The organism is Gordonia sp. LUNF6, from assembly GCF_047041125.1.
Classification (GTDB): Bacteria; Actinomycetota; Actinomycetes; order Mycobacteriales; family Mycobacteriaceae; genus Gordonia; species Gordonia sihwensis.
In genome coordinates, this window is sequence record NZ_CP178181.1 from 2,223,371 (window position 1) to 2,245,171 (window position 21,801).

A 21,801-nucleotide genomic window follows, 5' to 3' on the forward strand; every position below is an offset into this window, starting at 1 on the left:
CGCCCTATCGGCGTGCCGCGAAGGCCGTCGGCTCATCTCGCCACGGTGCGTCCGTGGCGCGGAGTTCCGTACCGCTCGCGTCGGCCGCCGCCGCGGCGAGCACTCCGGACACGGCCGTCGCGTTGACGATCTCGCCCGACAGGCACATCCGCACCGCGTCGGCCAACGGCACCCATTCCAGGACGAGATCCGCCTCCTCGTCCTCACGATCAGCGGCGTGCAACTGATGGAGACTCTCCGCCAGATAGACGCGCAACGCCTCGTCGGTGAACCCCGGAGACACGACCAGGTCGACGAGCACTCGCCACCGGTCCGCAGCCAGATCCGCCTCCTCGGCGAGTTCCCGCTGTGCGGCCGACAACGGCGATTCCTGCGGTCCGCCGTCGAGCAGACCCGCGGGCAGTTCCAGCAACCGGCGTCCGATCGGGTGACGATACTGCCGCACCATCGCGATCCGACCTTCGTCGTCGCGTGCCACCACGGCGACGGCACCGTGGTGCTCGACCACCTCGCGGCGGGCCGTCCGGCCCCCTGGCATCTCCACCTCGTCGATGCGCAGAGCCAGGATCGCTCCGGTGTACTCGGTCCGCGACGACCGCGTGACGAACTCGTGCGATCCCGGCTCGCTCATCGGCTCAGCACCTCATTCCCCGTCTGCGACGGTCTCGAGGATCTCGACTCCGCTCGCGTCGTAACCTTCCAGTTCCACCGGCAGCCGCACTGCGGTCTTGTACTTCAACGCGGCCTCGATGAACGCCTTGAACAACGGGTGCGGGCGAGTGGGACGGCTCTTGAGCTCCGGATGCGCCTGGGTGGCGACCAGGAACGGATGGACGTCCTTCGGATATTCGACGAACTCGACGAGCTTGCCGTCCGGCGACGTGCCCGAGAACACCAGACCGGACTCGGCGATCTTGTCCCGATAGGCATTGTTGACCTCGAAGCGGTGGCGGTGCCGCTCGCTCACCTCGGTGGCGCCGTACGCCCGCGCCACCTGAGATCCCGGGATCAGCGTGGCCGGGTACGCGCCCAGCCGCATCGTCCCGCCGAGGTCCGCATCGCCCGCCACGGCCGCTTCCTGATCCGCCATCGTCGCGATGACCGGCGAAGGGGTATCGGGATCGAACTCGGTGGAACTGGCATCGGCCAGTCCCGCCTGCCGCGCGGCCTCGATCACGACGCACTGCAGACCGAGGCACAGTCCCAGCAGCGGGATCCCGTTCTCCCGCGCGTACTTGATGGCACCCAGCTTGCCCTCGATCCCGCGGATCCCGAACCCGCCGGGCACCAGAACCGCGTCGACGTCCCGCAGGGCCGCGTGCGCACCCTCGTAGGTCTCGCAGTCGTCCGACGGAACCCAGGAGATCTCGGTGCGCGTGTGGTGGGCGAAGCCGCCGGCACGGATCGCCTCGGTGACCGACAGATACGCGTCCGGCAGGTCGATGTACTTGCCGACCAACGCGATCCGCACCGTCTCGCGCGGCGAATGGACCCGGTCGAGGAGATCGCCCCACACGGTCCAGTCGACGTCGCGGAAGGGCAGTCCCAGCTGACGGACCACGTAGGCGTCGAGTTGCTCCGAGTGCAGCACCTTGGGGATGTCGTAGATCGACGGTGCGTCCGGCGTCGAGATGCATCCGTCGATGTCGACGTCGCACATCAGGGCGATCTTCTTCTTGAGCGCCTCCGGCACGGGCCGATCGCACCGCAGGATCAGTGCGTCGGGCTGGATGCCGATGCTCCGCAGCGCCGCCACGGAATGCTGGGTCGGCTTGGTCTTCAGCTCGCCGGAGGGCGCCAGGTACGGAACCAGGGAGACGTGCAGGAAGAAGACGTTGTCGCGCCCGAGGTCGTGGCGGATCTGCCGAGCCGCTTCGATGAACGGCTGCGACTCGATGTCGCCGACGGTTCCGCCGATCTCCGTGATGACGACATCCGGCTCCTCGCCGTCGGCGTCGGGGTCGTGCATCGCCATCATCCGCGATTTCAGCTCGTCCGTGATATGCGGAATCACCTGCACGGTGTCGCCGAGGTACTCACCGCGGCGTTCCTTCGCGATGACGGTCGAGTACACCTGCCCGGTGGTCACATTCGCCGATCCGGACAGATTGCGGTCGAGGAAGCGCTCGTAATGACCGATGTCCAGGTCGGTCTCGGCGCCGTCCTCGGTGACGAAGACCTCGCCGTGCTGGAACGGATTCATCGTGCCCGGATCGACGTTCAGGTACGGATCGACCTTCTGCATCGTCACCCGCATACCGCGGGCGGTCAGGAGCTGGCCGAGGCTCGAGGCCGTCAGACCTTTGCCGAGTGACGAGGCGACACCGCCGGTCACGAAGATGTGCTTTGCTCCGGCGCGCTGGTCACGCAATGATCGCAATTTTTCTCCCGTCGGGCGGTTCAAGCCTCTGCGAAATCTTGAATACCTACGGGACTTCAGCCTAACAGCATCGGCGCGGAATGCCGCTACGAGCAGCCGACTCCACCGTCGCCGGGAGTGTCGCGGCTCCGGTCACTTCGAGGGAGCAGCTCCCACCGTGATCGCCGTCGCACCCGGTCCGGTGCCGTACGCGCCGGTGCGGCCGTCGGTCTCATCGCCGAGAGCGAGCACCGTGGTCAGCTGACCGGTCTGTTGGTCGACGTTGTCGACGGTGCTGACGGCATTGTTCAGCGACGGGTCGGACCGGACCACACCGATCGGTGAACCGCCCTCGGCGGAACCGGACCGCCCGGCGAGTACGCCACCGGAACCGCGTGCCGCCATCGCTGCGGAGAACCTGCCGACGAACTGCCCCTGCGCACCGGAGTCCGACGACATCTCCCCGCCCGTCACGACCAGCACCAAGTCGGCCGGCCGCACCGCACCGTCCGGATACTCGAGGAACCCGGCCTGCCGAAGCGTCTGAAGTGCGGTGGACCGATCACTGTCCGACGCGGGCGCCTGTCCGGGCCGGGTCAGAAGTGCGGTGCCCAGCAGATCACCGAGCCGCGAGCCCGAATCGGTGTACTCCACGCGCAGCTGAGCGCCGGCAGGGATCGATTGGTCGACGACGGTGCGCAGCTTGGACGCCTGCTCGTCGCGGACCAGCGCGGTGGTCAACGCGATCTGGCCGGTCACCGTGCCTCCCGCACCGTTGACCAGCCCCTTCAGCGCTTCCACATCGCCGTCGGCGGCGTCGGGCGCGGTGACGATGAGCACGCCGCGCTTGTTCAGAACACCCTTCGTCAGTTCGGGACCGATTGCCTTGATGAAGGCGGTGTCGTTCCCGACCTCTTCGTCGAGGGCATCGCGCTCGTCTTGCAGCTTCCCGATTCTGTCGCGATCGGTGCCGGTCAGGGCATTCACTCGGTCACCGATGAACCCGGAACCGAGGAACAGGCCCAGAGTCAGAGCCAAGAAGACTGCGATCAGCGAAACGGCGTGCTGGCGCAAAGAGATCATTTGGTATTCCACACACTGCTGACCCAATCGGTCAGCGAGTGCCACTGGTCGACCATCCAGTCGCTGGCGGCTGCCCCGCCGCCCTGGGTGATCACAACCGCCACGATGATCGCGATCAGTGCCGCGACCATCAGCATGGCGATCAACGTTCCGCTGATCCGACTGCGGTACAGCGTGGCGACAGCCTTCGCATCCACCAACTTCGCTCCGACCTTCAGTCGCGTGAGGAAGCGCGAAGGGATCTGGTCACGCATCGTGCGGTCGAAGAAGTCGTTCATCGAGCCGCTGAGTCCGGCAGTCACGATCAGGTCGGCACCGTGGTAGTCGGCCAGCAGGAGCGCGAGGTCCGGCGCCGACCCGGCGGCCGGGAAGGTGGTGGCGCCGATGCCGAGATCCTGGATCCTCTCCAGGCCCGGTGCGTGGCCATCGGGGTCGGCCGGCAGAACCACCTCGGCGCCGGACTTGAGCGTCTCAGTGCGGATGTCGTCCGGGTCCCCGACGATGAGGGCCGGGCGGTAACCGGCCTTGATCAAGGTGTCCGCACCGGCGCCGACGCCGACGAGCACCGGTTGGTATTCCTTGATGAAGGGTTTGAGCGATTTGAGGTCTGCGGCGCGGTCGGAGCCGTCGGCCACGATCACGACATGCCTGCGGTCGAATTTGACGTTCACCTTCGGCACGCCGACGCCGTCGATCAGCAGCGGCGACTCGCTGCGGATGAACTCGATCGTGTTGCCGGAGAAGGCTTCGAGATGATCGACGAGGCCGGTCTTCGCGTCGAGCATCAGGTCGGCGATCTCGCGTTCGCCGAGTTCCTGACCTCGAGCGATGACGCGTTCGCCGATGTACAGCTTGCCCTCGTTGAGGCGTACCTTGGTGCCGTCCTTGACTCGCGAGAACACTTCGCTGCCGACGTTGTCGATCAGCGGGATGCCGGAAGCCGCGAGCACTTCGGGACCGAGGTTCGGGTATCGGCCGGTGATCGACTGCGAGACGTTCACCACCGCCGCGACCTCGGCCTCCACCAGCGCGTCAGCGGTGACCCGGTCCAGGTCGACCTGGTCCAGGATCACGACCGCACCGTGGTCGACTCGGTTGACGAGGCGTTTGACGTCCTTGTCGATCCGGGCGATGCCGGTGAGTCCGGGGAGTGCTTCGGTGTTCCGCGAGAGCAGGGCTGGCATCCTCATGGGTCCCATAGTGACCTTCAGGCACATCAGTCACACGGAGGCGCGCCGTATCAATATCAACTTTCGTCACACTGGAAACACTCGCCTCCGTCGGCGAAACAATGGCGGCTCCCCGTCAGGAATCCGCGCGCGCCCGCTCCGCGGTGTCGAGGAGTTCCTCCGCATGAGCCCTGCCGGTCTCCGAGTCCCCGAGACCGGCGAGCATTCGGGCGAGCTCCGCGATGCGTTCGTCGCGGTCGAGCATGGTCAGCGTCGAGGTCTGCCTGCCCTTGCTTCCACCACCGGACTTGCCGATCACGAGGTGGTTGTCGGCAAAGGCGGCCACTTGCGGAAGGTGCGTCACCACGATCACCTGATGGCGTCGAGCCAACCGTGCGAGGCGCGCACCGATCTGCACGGCGGCCGCGCCGCCGACGCCTGCGTCGACTTCGTCGAACACCATCACCCCGCCAGAATCCGGCTCGGCCAGAACCACTTCCAACGCGAGCATCACCCGCGACAGTTCGCCTCCCGACGCCGATTTGGCGATCGGCAGAGGCGCCGCGCCCTTATGCGCCACGAGTCCGAATTCGACGCGGTCGGCACCGTCTCCGCCCGCGTGCGCACGCCGTCCGCCGACGTCGATCGCGAGCCGGTCGTCGTCTGCGGGCAGCAGCGAGACCGAGACGGCCAGTGCGCTGCCGCCCATCGCCAAGCCCGCCAGTTCGGCCGAGACCTTGCTCGCGAGGCTCTTGGCCGACTTCGTCCGCACGGTGTGCAGCTTGCCGGCCAGTTCTGCCACCTTGTCCCGCGCGGCCGCGGCCCGAGCCTCGAGTTGTTCGATCGCACCCTCGGGGTCCTCGATCTCGCTCAGGCGTTCACGTGCGTCGTCACGCCAGGCCAGGACGCCGTCGATGTCCGCGGCGTACTTGCGCGTCAACGACTTGAGTTCCGCTTGACGGTTCAGCAGGCCGTCGAGGTCACCCGCGTCGTCCGGCAGGCCTCCGAGAAACGAAGTCAGCTCTGCGCCGAGGTCGGTGACGACCGTCAGTGCTTCGGCAACGCGCGGCTGCAGATCGCGCAATGCGTCATCCGACGCCGACTCCAACAGCGAGCGGACGGTGCCGAGACCGTCGACCACCGACGCGCCTTCGGCACCCGCCACGATCTCCTGTGCTTGATACGCAGTGGACCTGATCTCCTCGAGATCGGTCATCCTCCGGATGGTCGCGATCAGATCGGTGTCCTCACCGGGCTCGGGTCCGACGGCGTCGATCTCGTCGATTCCGAACCGCAACCGGTCGGCCTCCTGGGCCAGTTCTCGGGCGCTGTCACGACGCCGGTCGAGTTCGTCGAGCAGTTCCACCCAGTCCGCGCGCGCCGCGCGGTACTTCTTGAGCGTCGAGGCCGCCGCCGGACCGGCGTACCGGTCCAACGCGGAGCGCTGCTGCTCCGGCCGGATCAACCGCAACTGATCGTTCTGCCCGTGGATCGCGAGCAGTTCGCCCGTCAGCTGCGCGAGCGTGCCCACGGGTACGGCGCGGCCGCCCAGATGTGCGCGCGAGCGACCATCGGCATTGACCGTCCGCGCCGCGATCAGGGTGTCGTCGTCATCGACGTCGGCACCGGTCTCGTCGAGGACTGCGGCCACCGATGACCGATCCTCGGGAAGGCGGAACCGGCCTTCAACGATCGCCTTCGCGTCTCCGGTCCGGACACGTCCCGCGTCCGCTCGTGCTCCGGACAGCAGCCGCAGGCTGGTGACGATCATCGTCTTGCCCGCACCCGTCTCACCGGTCAGAACGGTGAATCCGGGATGGAACTGCGCGCTCGCGGATTCGAGCACACCGAGACTGCGGATCGACAGTTCTTCCAGCAACGGGTCTCAGCTCCTTCCCCGCCAGCCGGTGACCGGCAGCGAGAACTTGGTGACGAGTCGGTCGGCGAAGGGCTCCGAATCGATGCGGACCCAGCGAAGCGAACGCTGCGCCCGCACCACCTCCACCCTGGACCCCGCGGGTACGTCGAAGATCCGGCGGCCGTCGCACAAGGCGACGCCGTCGCGCCCCTCGCGGTGGACTTCCACCGCCACGCGCGATCGCGGACTGGTGACCATCGGGCGGGCGAACAGCGCGTGGGCGTTGCTCGGCACCACGAGGATCGCCTCCAGATCCGGCCACATCACCGGACCGCCGGCGGAGAACGCGTACGCAGTGGAACCGGTGGGCGTGGCGACGAGCAGTCCGTCGGCGCCGTAGGCCGCAACCGGCCGCCCGTCGACCTCGGTGACGAGTTCGAGAACACCGTTGTGCGACGTGTTCTGAATGACGACCTCGTTGAGCACCCAGTCGCGCGCACGGGGCTCATCGCTCCCCGGGTCGATCACCGATACGTCCAGCACCATCCGGTCGACGACCCGGTAGTCGCCGGCGATCAGCAGGTCGAGCACTTCATCGATCCGGTGCGCCTCCGCCTCCGCGAGGAATCCGATGTGGCCGAGATTGATCCCCATCAATGGGACGCCCGCGGGATACGCCAGTTCGGCGGCACGCAGGAAAGTGCCGTCTCCGCCGAGCACAAGCACCAATTCACACCCCTGCGCCGACACCGAGTCGGCGTGAGCGACCTCCACATCCGCTCCGGCGTCGCGCAGCATCTCCGGATCGACCGGGTGGGTCTCGACGTTCGGAGGCGGCGGCCTGCGGGTGTCGTGGTCGACGACACGGACCGCGATACCGGCGTCACCGCAGCGCTTCGCGATGGTCAGGAGCGTATCGGTGACCTCGTCACGGCCGGTGTGCGCCACGACCAGGAAGGTCCGGGTACCGTCCGGCGACCCGCTCGATGATGTCATCACCCTCCCCCTCCCTATTGCGGACCGTCGGCGACGGCCTGATCGATCAGAGCGCGGACACGCGTGGCCTCACCCTGATCCACCCAATCGTGATCGGTACCGTCCGAGCCGATCTTCGAGTCAACGGTATCGCCGGGGTGCGACATCTGCTCACTCAGGACCTTCGGCTCCGAAACGACGCCGTCGTCCTTGTGCAACCAGAGGAAGAATTCCACATTGCCGGACGGTCCGGGAAGCGGGCTCGCCACGACCGCTCGAGTGGTGAGCCCGAGAGATGCCGCCATCGCCGCGACGTCCTCGACCGCCTCTGCCCGCAGTCGCGGGTCACGGACCACCCCACCCGCTCCGACACGGTTCTTTCCGACCTCGAACTGCGGCTTCACCATCGGCAATGCGTCGCCCCCGGGGCGGAGACAGCCGGCGAGCGCAGGCAGCACCAGCTTGAGCGAGATGAAGGAGAGGTCTCCGACGATGAGATCGACCGGGCCGCCGATCACTTCCGGCGTGAGATGACGGACGTTGGTCCGATCGTGGACGTGCACCCGCTCGTCGGTCTGCAGCTTCCACACCAGCTGCCCGTAGCCGACGTCGACCGCTTCCACTTCACGAGCACCGCGTCGCAGCAGCACGTCGGTGAAACCGCCTGTGGACGCGCCTGCGTCCAGACACCGTTTACCGTCGACGGACACCCCGAGCGGTTCGAATGCGGCGAGGGCGCCGAGCAGCTTGTGCGCCCCGCGGGAGGCCCAGTCGTCGGTCTGCCCTTCAGTCACCACGATCGGCGTGTCCCTGGCGACATTGGTCGCAGGCTTGCTGGCCGGTGTTCCGTTGACTTTGACATTCCCGGCGTCGATCAGCTCGCGGGCCTGCTCGCGGGACCTGGCGAGTCCGCGCCGCACGAGTTCGGCGTCGAGCCGTGCACGAGCAGCCATCATCGGCCTTTCTGTCTAGGGCAACGGATCCTTCTACGGCAGCAGATGCGGTTGCGTTCAGCCACGGCCGGCGTCTTCCAGCGCCGCGGCGAGTCTGTCGTGTGCGCTGGTGAGCAATTCCGCCTGCCGGGCGAGCGCACCGAGGTCGAGTTCGTCACCGGCGGCCGATCGAACCATCTCCGCCTCCTCCAGCAACTGCGCGGCAGCGGCCAGCGCCGGATGCTCTGCCGGGTCTGCGGGCGGCGCATTGCGTGCGGCCAGATCCGCGGCGACCGACGCCGGTGACGGACCGGGGCGGGGTGTATTCGGCTCACTCATGACGAGACCAGGCTAACGCAGCGGTGTCAGTCCGAGGGCGGTGAGAGTCTCCGCCGCCACGTCGTCCTGGGCGGCGATCCGCAGATCGAACGAACCGACGTCGGCAGTCCACACCGCGTGCGCGAGCGCCGCGGCGAGACTCGCCTCGGTTCCCGTCGAACGCGCGGCGACCGCGACGTGCTGGCCGTTGATCTCGATGCTCCACTCGGGACGGGGACCGATCGCGGACTCCGCCGCCGGCTCCTTGAGCGCGTCCAGCCCGGACGCGATGTACGTCGGCCGCTGCCGCGGTTCGGCGGCGAGCAGTTCGGGTCCGCTCGTGACGCCGCCCAGGACGAGCAGACTGTCGATCCCCACGGTGTGCGCGCCCTCGATGTCCGTATCGAGCCGGTCCCCGACCATCAGGGGCCGCTTGCCGTCGGTGCGCGACAGTGCGCCTCGCATGATCGGTGCCGCGGGCTTCCCTGCCACGGTGGGCTCCTGGCCGGTCGCCGAGGCGATCGCCGCTACCATCGATCCGTTTCCGACCATCAGTCCGCGCTCGGTCGGCAGGGTCGAGTCGACGTTGGTCGCCACCCAGGCAGCGCCACGTCGCACCGCCAGGGCGCCCTCAGACAGCTGCGCCCAACCGGTCTCCGGGGAGTGGCCCTGGACGACAGCCGCCGGCTCATCGTCGGCGGAGTCGACCACAGTCAGCCCGCGCGCCCTGATCTCATCGCGAAGAGCATCAGCACCGACGACGAGGACCTTCGAACCCGTCTCGACCGTCTCCGCAACCAGGTCCGCTCCGGCCTGAGCGCTGGTGACCACTTGCTCGGACTTCGCGTCGAACCCCAGTGAGAGGAGATGATCGCGCACCTGCTCGGGACTACGGCTGGCATTGTTCGTGACGAACAGCGCGGTGCCGTGTGTTTGCGCCACGGCCTCGATCGCGCCGGGCAGTGCTGTGGAACCGGTGTACAGAGTTCCGTCGAGATCGAGCAGAAGCACGTCGTACGCATCGCCCAGAGCCACGGAGGCCGACGACGGTTCACTATGGCCGGAGGTCGACGTATCTACGCCCGGTGTGCTCTCGAGCAGGTCCATCAGCCGGAACTCGGCGTCGGTCTGGTCATCGATATCGGCGGCTGCCGCATTCTGGAACCAGGTCACCGCGTCGGCTCGACGGCCAGCAGCCTCGAGGGCCGAAGCGTAGGCGAAGAACAGCCGCGCGGCCTGGGTTCCGGTCCGACCTGGACGCAGGTCCTGATCACTCAGCGCACGCACCGCCGACTCGGGATCTTTCAGGTCGATGAGAGCACCGGCCTTGACCATGGCCATCTCGAGCGCAGCCTCAGCGCTGAGATCGCGTGCCTCGTCGCTGTCGGCGATCTCGACCGCACGTCGGGGCTGTCCCAGCCCGCGTTCGCTGTCGGCGATCAGCGGCAGCAGCGCATCGCTCCCGCTCATCCTTCGCGCGGCACGCAGTTCGGAGATCGCTTCCTGCCATTCCCCGGCAGAGTACGCCACAATGCCCGCGGTCTCGCGGACGACGGCGATCCGTGCGGCCCGAGCCCGAGCGGCACGGGCGTGCGCCAGCGCCTCCTGCGGATCGTCCTCCAGCAACGACGACGCCATCACCAGATGACGTGCGACCCGGTCGGCCGTCGGCTTGTCCAAAGCCGACAGATCCCGCCTGACTTCCGGATCGAGATCCGATGCCGAGACGTCGTCGGGAATCCCGGGTCCGGATGACGCATGGTCGTCCGTCCGTCGCTGCCGCCCGTTTCGCCGGCCGCCCGGATTCCGTCCGCCACCAGTAGTACTCATAACCGTCTAATCTATTCGCCGACCTGCGAACAAGCTAACTGAGAACGAGTGGATGGCCAGCCGCTGGTCCGTACCGAGACACCGCGCCACTGTTTGTGCTGAGTTTCGTTGGCTCAGCAAGCGTGATGAATGGCCATGACGGTGGTGCGGCCCCGAGGACGGGGCACGATCCGCTGCATTCTCGCTTGGTTTCGACTCGCTTCGCTCGCTCAACAAGCCTAAGAGGGTGCGCGCTCAACCAACCTGGAAAGAACGTCGCCCGAGGTTTGTCGAGTAGGCGAGCGAGCGTAGCGAGCACGCCGTATCGAGACCACTCTCCTCCCGTGTCGTGGTTTCGACTCGCTTCGCTCGCTCAACCAGCCTAAGAGGGGTGCGCGCTCGACCGGACTGGAAAAGACGGCCCCTCGAGGTTTGTCGAGTAGGCGAGCGAGCGTAGCGAGCACGCCGTATCGAGACCAGCCTGCCCGTCGTGTGGTGGTTTCGACTCGCTTCGCTCGCTCAACCAGCCTGAAGCCAGCCTGAAGAGTGCGCGTTCGCGGTCCGTCAGGCGCGCCGTACCCCAGACAACACTCGCCGGGGGGCACGTCCCGGGAAATGGGTTGAGCCCCGATCAGACGGTGTCTGATCGGGGCTCAACAAGTTGTGTTCGGCGGTGTCCTACTCTCCCACACCCATTACAGTGCAGTACCATCGGCGCAGGTGGGCTTAGCTTCCGGGTTCGGAATGGGACCGGGCGTTTCCCCACCGCTATAGCCGCCGTAACAATATGAAACCATCCACACCACAACCCCTCACCAGAGTTGTGGTCTGTGTGTTGTTTCAGAAGTACATAGTGGATGAACGAGCAAACATTCTGTGTGCGTGTACGCAATCACCGAAACCGACTCACACAACCCATCCGTCGTGATTCGTTGAATCCGAAAAGAATTGTTGGTGAGTGTTGTTGGTAAGTCCTCGGCCGATTAGTACCGGTCACCTGAACACATTACTGTGCGTACAGTTCCGGCCTATCAACCCCATCATCTGTAGGGGGCCTTACCCCACCCGAAGGTGGGTGAGAAACCTCATCTTGGAACAGGCTTCCCGCTTAGATGCTTTCAGCGGTTATCCCTTCCGAACGTAGCTAACCAGCAGTGCTCCTGGCGGAACAACTGGCACACCAGAGGTTCGTCCGTCCCGGTCCTCTCGTACTAGGGACAGGTTTCCTCAAGTTTCTACACGCGCGCGGCGGATAGAGACCGAACTGTCTCACGACGTTCTAAACCCAGCTCGCGTGCCGCTTTAATGGGCGAACAGCCCAACCCTTGGGACCTACTCCAGCCCCAGGATGCGACGAGCCGACATCGAGGTGCCAAACCATCCCGTCGATATGGACTCTTGGGGAAGATCAGCCTGTTATCCCCGGGGTACCTTTTATCCGTTGAGCGACACCGCTTCCACACGCCGGTGCCGGATCACTAGTCCCGACTTTCGTCCCTGCTCGACATGTACGTCTCACAGTCAAGCTCCCTTGTGCACTTACACTCAACACCTGATTGCCATCCAGGCTGAGGGAACCTTTGGGCGCCTCCGTTACACTTTAGGAGGCAACCGCCCCAGTTAAACTACCCACCAGGCACTGTCCCTGAACCCGATCAGGGTCCGAGGTTAGAAGCCCAATACGATCAGAGTGGTATTTCAACAACGACTCCACCCACACTAGCGTGCCGGCTTCACAGTCTCCCACCTATCCTACACAAACCGCACCGAACACCAATACCAAGCTATAGTGAAGGTCCCGGGGTCTTTTCGTCCTGCCGCGCGTAACGAGCATCTTTACTCGTACTGCAATTTCGCCGAGCCTGTGGTTGAGACAGCAGAGAAGTCGTTACGCCATTCGTGCAGGTCGGAACTTACCCGACAAGGAATTTCGCTACCTTAGGATGGTTATAGTTACCACCGCCGTTTACTGGGGCTTAAATTCTCAGCTTCACCACCCCGAAAGATGATTAACCGGTCCTCTTAACCTTCCAGCACCGGGCAGGCGTCAGTCCGTATACATCGTCTTACGACTTCGCACGGACCTGTGTTTTTAGTAAACAGTCGCTTCTCTCTGGTCTCTGCGACCACCACCAGCTCACACCGAAAAAGTGATCACCGGTCGTGGTCCCCCTTCTCCCGAAGTTACGGGGGCAATTTGCCGAGTTCCTTAACCACAGTTCACTCGATCGCCTTAGTATTCTCTACCTGACCACCTGTGTCGGTTTGGGGTACGGGCCGTGTACCAACTCACTAGAGGCTTTTCTCGACAGCATAGGATCACCGAATTCACCACAACGGCTACGCATCACCTCTCAGGCTCAAAAAGACACGGATTTGCCTATGTCTCACCCTACAGGCTTACACCAACTATTCCACCAGTTGGCCCGGCTACCTTCCTGCGTCACCCCATCGCTTGACTACTACACCCAAGGTCCCACGCAGCCACCATCAGAGAAATCCGAAGAAATCAACGACAGCTTTTGGATGGTTAGTACAGATGATTCATCACTGGGCGCGGATACACGGGTACGGGAATATCAACCCGTTGTCCATCGACTACGCCTGTCGGCCTCGCCTTAGGTCCCGACTCACCCTGGGCGGATTAACCTGGCCCAGGAACCCTTGGTCATCCGGCGGACAAGTTTCTCACTTGTCTTTCGCTACTCATGCCTGCATTCTCACTCCCACACCCTCCACAACTGGATCACTCCGCTGCTTCCACGGATGCAGGACGCTCCCCTACCCACCCACACCACTACACACCCACCCGCAGGCAGGCATGGATGAAATGTGTGAGTGCCGCGGCTTCGGCGGTGTACTTGAGCCCCGCTAAATTGTCGGCGCAGAATCACTTGACCAGTGAGCTATTACGCACTCTTTCAAGGGTGGCTGCTTCTAAGCCAACCTCCTGGTTGTCTCAGCGACCCCACATCCTTTTCCACTTAGTACACGCTTAGGGGCCTTAGCCGGCGATCTGGGCTGTTTCCCTCTCGACTACGAAGCTTATCCCCCGCAGTCTCACTGCCACGCTCTCACTTACCGGCATTCGGAGTTTGGCTGACGTCAGTAACCTGATAGGGCCCATCGGCCATCCAGTAGCTCTACCTCCAGTAAGAAACACGCAACGCTGCACCTAAATGCATTTCGGGGAGAACCAGCTATCACGGAGTTTGATTGGCCTTTCACCCCTACCCACAACTCATCCCCTCCATTTTCAACTGAAGTGGGTTCGGGCCTCCACAACCTCTTACAGCTGCTTCACCCTGGCCATGGGTAGATCACTCCGCTTCGGGTCTAGACCCAGCGACTCACACGCCCTATTCAGACTCGCTTTCGCTACGGCTACCCCACACGGGTTAACCTCGCCACTGAGCACTAACTCGCAGGCTCATTCTTCAAAAGGCACGCCATCACCCACCACCCAAAGGTGCGCAAGCTCTGACGGATTGTAAGCGTCCGGTTTCAGGTACTATTTCACTCCCCTCCCGGGGTACTTTTCACCTTTCCCTCACGGTACTAGTCCGCTATCGGTCACCAGAAAGTATTTAGGCTTACCGGGTGGTCCCGGCAGATTCACAGCAGATTCCACGAGCCCGCTGCTACTTGGGAACAATCGAAGCCAGTCAACACGCTTTCAGCTACGGGACTCTCACCCACTACGGCAGACCATTCCAGGCCACTTCACCTAACATGTCGATTTATCACTGACCCACCGCACGGCAGCACGATGAACGATCACCCCACAACCCCACACGCACAACCCCTGCCGAGTATCACATACGCATGGTTTAGCCTCCTCCGCTTTCGCTCGCCACTACTCACGGAATCACACTTGTTTTCTCTTCCTGTGGGTACTGAGATGTTTCACTTCCCCACGTTCCCTCCACACCCGCTATACATTCACGAGTGGGTAACACCACATCACTGGTGCTGGGTTTCCCCATTCGGACACCCTCGGATCACAGCTCGTTTGACAACTCCCCGAGGACTATCGCGGCCTACCACGTCCTTCATCGGCTCCTGGTACCAAGGCATCCACCGAACGCCCTCAAACACTTACAACAACACCCACAAACACACCCCACACACCAAACAGTGCCCGAGGCGCGAATGCGGACAACAAACAAAAACAACGATCACAACACGCGATCGCACAAACCAGAATCGAAATTGCAGAACACACAAACCCAACAACAACAAATGCTGCCGGGCTAGATGCTCGCATCCACTATGCACTTCTCAAACAACACACACCCACCACCCCCAACACCCCACACTCGAGGCGGAAAACAGTGAGCACCAAGACAACCCGCGCAGAACGCGTGTTCCCTCAGAACCCCGATAGTGTGCTTCGTCCACAACCGCAATCACTCACGGTCGACCACCCGCCGGCCCGCCCGCATCTCGCAGGCCACCGACAAACAAATGATGGTTTCTTGTGTTTCACCCATGAACAAACACCGACCCGATACACATTCGGCACCAGCATCGACGTGTTGTTTGCTCCTTAGAAAGGAGGTGATCCAGCCGCACCTTCCGGTACGGCTACCTTGTTACGACTTCGTCCCAATCGCCGATCCCACCTTCGACAGCTCCCTCCACAAGGGTTAGGCCACCGGCTTCGGGTGTTACCGACTTTCATGACGTGACGGGCGGTGTGTACAAGGCCCGGGAACGTATTCACCGCAGCGTTGCTGATCTGCGATTACTAGCGACTCCGACTTCATGGGGTCGAGTTGCAGACCCCAATCCGAACTGAGACGCGCTTTAAGGGATTCGCTCCACCTCACGGTCTCGCAGCCCTCTGTACGCGCCATTGTAGCATGTGTGAAGCCCTGGACATAAGGGGCATGATGACTTGACGTCATCCCCACCTTCCTCCGAGTTGACCCCGGCAGTCTCCTGCAAGTCCCCGGCATAACCCGCTGGCAATACAGGACAAGGGTTGCGCTCGTTGCGGGACTTAACCCAACATCTCACGACACGAGCTGACGACAGCCATGCACCACCTGTACACCAACCACAAAGGGGGGCCGTATCTCTACGGCTTTCTGGTGTATGTCAAACCCAGGTAAGGTTCTTCGCGTTGCATCGAATTAATCCACATGCTCCGCCGCTTGTGCGGGCCCCCGTCAATTCCTTTGAGTTTTAGCCTTGCGGCCGTACTCCCCAGGCGGGGTACTTAATGCGTTAGCTACGGCACGGAACTCGTGAAATGAGCCCCACACCTAGTACCCACCGTTTACGGCGTGGACTACCAGGGTATCTAATCCTGTTCGCTCCCCACGCTTTCGCTCCTCAGCGTCAGTTACTACCCAGAGACCCGCCTTCGCCACCGGTGTTCCTCCTGATATCTGCGCATTTCACCGCTACACCAGGAATTCCAGTCTCCCCTGTAGTACTCAAGTCTGCCCGTATCGCCTGCACGCCTGCAATTGAGTTGCAGAATTTCACAGACGACGCGACAAACCGCCTACGAGCTCTTTACGCCCAGTAATTCCGGACAACGCTCGCACCCTACGTATTACCGCGGCTGCTGGCACGTAGTTGGCCGGTGCTTCTTCTCCAGGTACCGTCACTTACGCTTCGTCCCTAGCGAAAGAGGTTTACAACCCGAAGGCCGTCATCCCTCACGCGGCGTCGCTGCATCAGGCTTGCGCCCATTGTGCAATATTCCCCACTGCTGCCTCCCGTAGGAGTCTGGGCCGTGTCTCAGTCCCAGTGTGGCCGATCACCCTCTCAGGTCGGCTACCCGTCGTCGCCTTGGTAGGCCATTACCCCACCAACAAGCTGATAGGCCGCGGGCCCATCCTGAACCGCAAAAGCTTTCCACCACCAACCATGCAATCAGTGGTCCTATCCGGTATTAGACCCAGTTTCCCAGGCTTATCCCAGAGTCCAGGGCAGATCACCCACGTGTTACTCACCCGTTCGCCACTCGAGTACCCAGCAAGCTGGGCCTTTCCGTTCGACTTGCATGTGTTAAGCACGCCGCCAGCGTTCGTCCTGAGCCAGGATCAAACTCTCCAACAAAAAATGCAGAAACCACAAGATTTCAACACAAAGCCAGAAAACAGAACCTGACCAAATCCAAAAAACTGACATGGTAAAAAATTCATCCAAAACACTCACCAACCCCCCAAAAGGGCCGGCAAGCACAATCTGTCCAAAAATCTCCCACGCCACAAAACAAAAAAATAGTGGCACAAGAAATCCAAAACACACTATCGAGTTCTCAAAGAACACACACCCACCAGAACCAACCCCCACAAACAAGGGCCGAACACCAGCAGACATCTGCAATTATCCGCCACCCCGTCTCCGAGGCGACCTTCCCAGCCTACCAGACTGGAATCTTCCCTGCAACCGCGACATTCTCGCTCTCCGAAGAAGAACGGGAAGTCTGCCAGGCGCAGGACCGCTACTCTACCCCCACCGCCCCGGCAAGATCAACTCACCGACCGGAAGGGCATTTCGCTCGCCAGCACCGACGCGCTGACCTGCAATAAGTTACACACCGTTGAGGCTGAGTCCCAAATCGCCAGGTCAGCGGTCCGACTGTGCGGTCAAGCGCCGATCTTGGCGCCGGCGAAGGTCTTCTTACCGCGGCGCAGGACGAGCCACTTGCCGAACAACAGGTCATTCGAACCCGGCGTCCAGTCCGCGTCGGTGACCTTGACGTTGTTCACGTAGGCACCGCCCTCGTCGACGGCCCGGCGAGCGGCCTTGTTGCTGTCGGCGAGTCCGGACGCGACGAGGAGCTCGACGATAGAGGGCGTGGCACCGGCGTCGAACTCGGCGAGGCCCGTCTCCCCCAGCGCGGCGGCGAGGGTGGGCTCATCGAGCTCGTTGAGTTCGGCGCGCCCGAACAGTGCGCGACTCGCCAGCTCCGCGGCGGCCGTCTGGTCTGCACCGTGGATGAGGGTCGTCAGCTCTCGAGCGAGGCGCTTCTGCGCCTCGCGGAGGAATGGCTTCTCGGCCGTGAGCTTCTCGAGCTCCTCGATCTCCTCCCGGCTCAGGAAGGTGAACCACTTGAGGAACTTCACGACATCGGCGTCAGCCGTGTTCACGAAGTACTGGTACCAGGCGTACGGACTGGTGAGCTCAGGATCGAGCCACACGCTGCCGCCCCCGGTCGACTTGCCGAACTTCTTCCCGTCGGCCGAGGTCACCAGCGGCACCGTCAGCGCATGGGCCGTACCACCGTCGACCTTCCGGATCAGGTCGACGCCGCCGATGATGTTGCCCCACTGGTCGGATCCGCCGATCTGGAGCACGCAGCCGTACTTGCGGTACAGCTGAAGGTAGTCGTTGGACTGCAGGAGCAGGTAGCTGAATTCGGTGTAGCTGATTCCGTCGGATTCGAGGCGCCGCTTCACCGTGTCACGCGCGAGCATGACGTTGACGGAGAAGTGCTTGCCGATGTCGCGCAGGAACTCGATGGTCGACATCGGGGCGGTCCAGTCGTTGTTGTTGACCAGAACGGCACCTGTGTCGGAGTCGTCGATGGTCACGAACCGCTGGAGCTGGCCGACGATCTTGTCCGCCCACCCCGCGACCGTGTCCACGGAGTTCATCGTCCGCTCGCCGACGTCGCGCGGATCACCGATGAGACCGGTGGCGCCGCCCGCCAGCACCACGGGACGGTGACCGGCGAGCTGGAACCGGCGCAGAGTCAGCAGCGGGACCAGGTGTCCGGCGTGCAGGCTGGACGCGGTCGGATCGAAGCCGGCGTACAGCGAGATCGGCTTCTCCAAGGTCTCGCGCAACGCTCCCTCGTCGGTACTCTGCCCGATGAGTCCGCGCCAGATCAGGTCGTCGAGGATGTTCTCGGCCACCGGCGGTTCACGCTTCCTTTCCGGTGAAGCGGGCGTGCTCCTCATCTGAGACCGCACGCGCGTCGTCGATCAGCATGTCGGGGATCCCGTGGGCGTCGATGGCATAGGCGACGCGCAGACGCGGGTTGTAGAGTTCGTCGCCCGCATCGATCAATTCACCCAGATCCTGGGGGCACACCAGTCGGTCGCGAACCACCGGATCGATGCCCTCGGCACGTGTTGCCATCAGCTCCCACTTCGTCTCGTCGATCGCGCCGCTCATCGCCTGTCGCGAGCGGCGCCTACCGCCTTCAGGCTACTCGGCGCCACCATCGTCTCCGGCGGGGAGCGCCGTCCAGTCGATGGTCGCGGCCGCGGACGCCGTGTAGCGGCGATAGCGACCGTCCTGGTCCCGATACCAGACCCGCGGTCCGGGCTTCGGCAGACCGCGCGCCGCGATCCGGCTGGTCATGGCCCGGAACGACTCCGACAGCGGGATGGAGTCGGCGACCCACACCAGGTGCGGGCGCTCGGCCGCGGGAAGCTCGCCCAGGCCGACGCGGATCTGGGTCGGAGTGAGCGACGTGGCGCCGCCGCGCAGCGTGACGGCGGCGACGGCGAGCTGCTCGCCCGGCTCGCCGACCGCGTACACCGCAGCGAGTTTGATGTCCGGGATCAACGAGAGCGCATGTTGGATGGGCACCGGATAGATCGGGCCCGACCGGCTCCGGATCACCGCCTGCGCCGATCCCATGTACCAGAGGTCGCCGTCGGCGTCGGATTGGAACAGACTCCCCCCGACCTCCCAGCGATCGTGCGGGCGGAACACGTCGCGCAGGACCAGACCTGCCGCCTCGAAGCGCTGGCCGGCGTGCGCGACCAGCATGCCGACCTCGCCCGGTCCCGCTTCCCGGACGAAGCCGGTGTCGCGGTCGATCTCCATTCGCTCGGCCACCGGGTCGTAGGCGGCGACGCGCACCGGGTTGGTCTCGGGCAGGGCACGGCCCATCGCTCCGATCTTGCTGTCGTCGACATTCGCCAGGATCGCGGATCCGTCCGCGGTGGCGAAGAACTCGAGCACCCGCGCATTCGGCAACGTCTCGCGCAACCGAGTCCAGACCCCCGCCGACAGTCCGGAACCCATGAACAGGCGGACGCTGCCGAGCTGACCGGGATCGAACTCCGGCGCGTCGACGATGTCGGCCAGCATGTTCCAGGTGTACGAGACCACGGTGACGCCGTAACGGCGCACTTCACGGGTGAATCGCTCGGGATCGATCCCCGTGGACAGCGCGATGCGCGACCGCCCGGCGGCGGTGGCTCCCAGCGTGGTCAGCAGACCCGAGGCATGGTGAAGTGGCGGCAGGCAGTAGACCGTGTCCCGGTTCGACAGTCCGGCCGCGGCGGCAGCACCGAATGCGGACATGGCGAAGCGATGGTTGGTGACCGACCACCGATTGAGCCGGCCCTGCGTCTCGGTGAACAGGATGAACGCGAGGTCGCCCGCCAGTCCGGGGTCCGGGCGGTACCAGACCGGCATACGGACGCGTTCCGGGTCGATCTTCTCCATGTCGACGATGTGCTCACCGTCAGCGCGCTCGATGGCACGGGCGTCGCTGCTGCCTCCACCCAGCACCAGCACCCGGTCGCACACGGCGGCCGCACGGTCGAGGTGAACCGGATCGGAGACGATGATCCGCGTCTCCGCCAGGGTGAGCATCTCCGGCAGCGCGTCGCTCGACGAGAGCAGCACCGCCACGGCGCCCAGTCGCGACAGCGCGGCGATCGTCACCAGGGCGGACGGGCGCGGGTCCATCATGAGGCCGACGTGCACCCCCGGCCGGATGCCGCACTCGATGAGGCCGGCGACCACGTTGTCGATCCGCGCGTTGACCTGAGTGTGCGTCAGCACCCGGTCCTCGAACAGAAAGACCTCGTCGTGGGGCGTGCGCTTCGCGTTCTCGCTCATCAGCTTGCCGAGCGAGACGCGGGTCGACGGCTGGATCTGGCCGAGCCGGAACAGCCGCGGAACGGTGCGCACCGACTCGGTCGCCACGGCCCGGGTGGTGCGCTGGAGCGAATTGACCGCCTCGAGAAGCTCCTTGGAGACCGCGGTGCCCGCACCGGCGACCTGTCCGACACCGTAGGTCAGCCGGTTGCTCCAACTGATCCCGCTTCCGGACTCGCTGCGAGTCCTGCTCATCGGCGTCACCGCCGCCGGCTGCTCTCCGTTGCCCTCGCGCCATTGGATCCACTCGCCGACCGTCGGCCAGGTGAGACGTCCGGCGTTCGATCCGACGACGAGACCGAAGTGCCCGACCGGCGCGGCGGTCTCGTACACCTCGGCGTCGGGCGCGGCGCGGACGATGCCGCGCACGGCCAGTGGCTGACCGATGTCGTCGGTCTCACCGACGAAGGCGAGGACCGGGCAGGTGATCTCGGTCATCGACACCACTTCGCCGTCGATGACGAAGCCACCCGACATCATGCGGTTGTGAACCACGAACTGGCGGAGCAGTTCGGCCACGGCCGGACCCGACCACGCGACCCAGCCCTCCTGCTCGATGAATCGTCGCTGGTCCTCGCGCGGCAGCAGGGCGTCGCGATCGTGGAGTTTGCGCAGGAAGTCGATCCGGCTGCGGGCCGTCTTGACCGGATCGGCCAGCTGGAACCCGGTGCGTGCCAACCAACTCGGGATCCACAGTCGGTTGAAGACATTGTCGGCGACGAACTCCGCACCGGGAACCACGAGCTGTGCGGGCAGGCCCAGCGGAAGGGCCGCCAGTACGTCGACCGGACTACCGAAGGTGACCACGCTGGCAAGTCCCTCTGAGCGCCGGTAGGCCGCCGTCTGATAGGCGAACATGCCGCCCTGCGAGTATCCGCCGAGGTGAACGTCCTGGCCGACGACCCGCCGGACCAGATCGATCACCCGGCTGATCGCCACCACGTGGTCGGTGAGCGTGCGCTCCATCCCGCCCTCTTCGTGGTCGGGCGAACCGAAGTCGACCACCCAGGGAATCACCTTGTGCCGGTACAGAACCGAGACTGCGCCGTTCTCCTGCGTCACGTCGTAGACGTTGGCCGACACCATCATCGGCGGGATCAGGATGATGTGGGCGAAGCCGTCGCCGGCGTCGTCTGGAAAGTACCGGCGGAGGCGGTACATCTTCTCGGTCTCGACCACCTTGTAGGGTGTCGGCTCGGTGCCGGTATCCAGGCCCCCCATCCGAATGACTTCGAGACCGTTCTGTGCGGTCGCGACGATCCGTCCGACCGTGCCGGCGACATTTGGCAGACCCTTCACCGCGGTAACTCCCCTCACCACTTCCGATGCCGCGGCCGCCGACTGATTCGGCGTGTGCGAGCACGTGCAGTGTACTAGTCGCCGAATCCGTCACGGCCGTCACCGACTGTGAAGTACCCGCGAGTCGGCGCG

At 64.2% G+C, this 21,801-nt stretch carries 12 protein-coding genes and 3 rRNA genes; all 15 read right to left on the minus strand.

The features are described 5' to 3' along the window. Nucleotides 1-4: 4 nt before the first annotated feature. Nucleotides 5-631: an NUDIX domain-containing protein gene (locus tag ACK8HH_RS10430; protein WP_006898313.1), complete on the minus strand. Its 627-nt coding sequence runs from the start codon at nt 629-631 to the stop codon at nt 5-7. A gap of 12 nt (nt 632-643) precedes the next feature. Next, nucleotides 644-2,380 carry a CTP synthase gene (locus ACK8HH_RS10435; protein WP_006898314.1) on the minus strand — a complete coding sequence of 579 codons (1,737 nt, stop codon included), beginning with the start codon at nt 2,378-2,380 and terminating at the stop codon, nt 644-646. 132 nt (nt 2,381-2,512) lie between these two features. After that, nucleotides 2,513-3,442, minus strand: a complete 930-nt coding sequence (locus tag ACK8HH_RS10440; protein WP_412475169.1) for a copper transporter — start codon at nt 3,440-3,442, stop codon at nt 2,513-2,515. Beyond that, on the minus strand, nt 3,439-4,632 hold the full coding sequence (steA, locus tag ACK8HH_RS10445) for a putative cytokinetic ring protein SteA (protein WP_039868216.1): 1,194 nt from the start codon (nt 4,630-4,632) through the stop codon (nt 3,439-3,441). Before steA ends, ACK8HH_RS10440 begins: the two co-directional genes overlap by 4 nt. A 115-nt stretch (nt 4,633-4,747) precedes the next feature. Then, nucleotides 4,748-6,490 carry a DNA repair protein RecN gene (recN, locus tag ACK8HH_RS10450; protein WP_045537986.1) on the minus strand — a complete coding sequence of 581 codons (1,743 nt, stop codon included), beginning with the start codon at nt 6,488-6,490 and terminating at the stop codon, nt 4,748-4,750. Between the two features lie 6 nt (nt 6,491-6,496). After that, nucleotides 6,497-7,465, minus strand: coding sequence for an NAD kinase (locus ACK8HH_RS10455; RefSeq protein ID WP_006898318.1), 969 nt, complete (start codon nt 7,463-7,465; stop codon nt 6,497-6,499). Nucleotides 7,466-7,479: 14 nt separating this feature from the next. Continuing rightward, nucleotides 7,480-8,397: a TlyA family RNA methyltransferase gene (locus tag ACK8HH_RS10460; RefSeq protein ID WP_346077717.1), complete on the minus strand. Its 918-nt coding sequence runs from the start codon at nt 8,395-8,397 to the stop codon at nt 7,480-7,482. A gap of 57 nt (nt 8,398-8,454) precedes the next feature. After that, the gene (locus tag ACK8HH_RS10465) at nt 8,455-8,715 is read right to left on the minus strand and encodes a hypothetical protein (RefSeq protein WP_045537983.1); all 261 of its coding nucleotides are present in this window, start codon (nt 8,713-8,715) and stop codon (nt 8,455-8,457) included. A 12-nt stretch (nt 8,716-8,727) separates the two neighbouring features. Beyond that, nucleotides 8,728-10,524, minus strand: a complete 1,797-nt coding sequence (locus ACK8HH_RS10470) for an HAD-IIA family hydrolase (protein WP_412475170.1) — start codon at nt 10,522-10,524, stop codon at nt 8,728-8,730. A gap of 644 nt (nt 10,525-11,168) precedes the next feature. Then, nucleotides 11,169-11,285, minus strand: a 5S ribosomal RNA gene (gene rrf, locus ACK8HH_RS10475). A 181-nt stretch (nt 11,286-11,466) separates the two neighbouring features. Further along, nucleotides 11,467-14,607: ribosomal RNA gene (locus tag ACK8HH_RS10480) — 23S ribosomal RNA — on the minus strand. Between the two features lie 449 nt (nt 14,608-15,056). Beyond that, a 16S ribosomal RNA gene (locus tag ACK8HH_RS10485) occupies nt 15,057-16,578 on the minus strand. The 16S, 23S and 5S rRNA genes sit together here, the layout of an rRNA operon. A gap of 533 nt (nt 16,579-17,111) precedes the next feature. Beyond that, nucleotides 17,112-18,383, minus strand: a complete 1,272-nt coding sequence (gene tyrS, locus ACK8HH_RS10490) for a tyrosine--tRNA ligase (protein WP_006895479.1) — start codon at nt 18,381-18,383, stop codon at nt 17,112-17,114. A gap of 7 nt (nt 18,384-18,390) precedes the next feature. Then, on the minus strand, nt 18,391-18,609 hold the full coding sequence (locus tag ACK8HH_RS10495; protein WP_039867034.1) for a Trm112 family protein: 219 nt from the start codon (nt 18,607-18,609) through the stop codon (nt 18,391-18,393). A 69-nt stretch (nt 18,610-18,678) separates the two neighbouring features. Then, a complete protein-coding gene (locus ACK8HH_RS10500; protein WP_006895477.1) occupies nt 18,679-21,669 on the minus strand; it encodes an AMP-binding protein in 2,991 nt (996 codons plus the stop codon). Nucleotides 21,670-21,801 lie beyond the last annotated feature (132 nt).

What these genes read in the sequence shown, in the direction of transcription:
- steA (WP_039868216.1), bottom strand. Translation starts at nt 4,632, where the DNA reads ATGAGGATGCCAGCCCTGCTCTCGCGGAACACCGAAGCACTCCCCGGA.
- ACK8HH_RS10470 (WP_412475170.1), bottom strand. Translation starts at nt 10,524, where the DNA reads ATGAGTACTACTGGTGGCGGACGGAATCCGGGCGGCCGGCGAAACGGG.
- ACK8HH_RS10460 (WP_346077717.1), bottom strand. Translation starts at nt 8,397, where the DNA reads ATGGCTGCTCGTGCACGGCTCGACGCCGAACTCGTGCGGCGCGGACTC.
- ACK8HH_RS10495 (WP_039867034.1), bottom strand. Translation starts at nt 18,609, where the DNA reads ATGGCAACACGTGCCGAGGGCATCGATCCGGTGGTTCGCGACCGACTG.
- ACK8HH_RS10455 (WP_006898318.1), bottom strand. Translation starts at nt 7,465, where the DNA reads ATGACATCATCGAGCGGGTCGCCGGACGGTACCCGGACCTTCCTGGTC.
- ACK8HH_RS10430 (WP_006898313.1), bottom strand. Translation starts at nt 631, where the DNA reads ATGAGCGAGCCGGGATCGCACGAGTTCGTCACGCGGTCGTCGCGGACC.
- ACK8HH_RS10440 (WP_412475169.1), bottom strand. Translation starts at nt 3,442, where the DNA reads ATGATCTCTTTGCGCCAGCACGCCGTTTCGCTGATCGCAGTCTTCTTG.
- ACK8HH_RS10465 (WP_045537983.1), bottom strand. Translation starts at nt 8,715, where the DNA reads ATGAGTGAGCCGAATACACCCCGCCCCGGTCCGTCACCGGCGTCGGTC.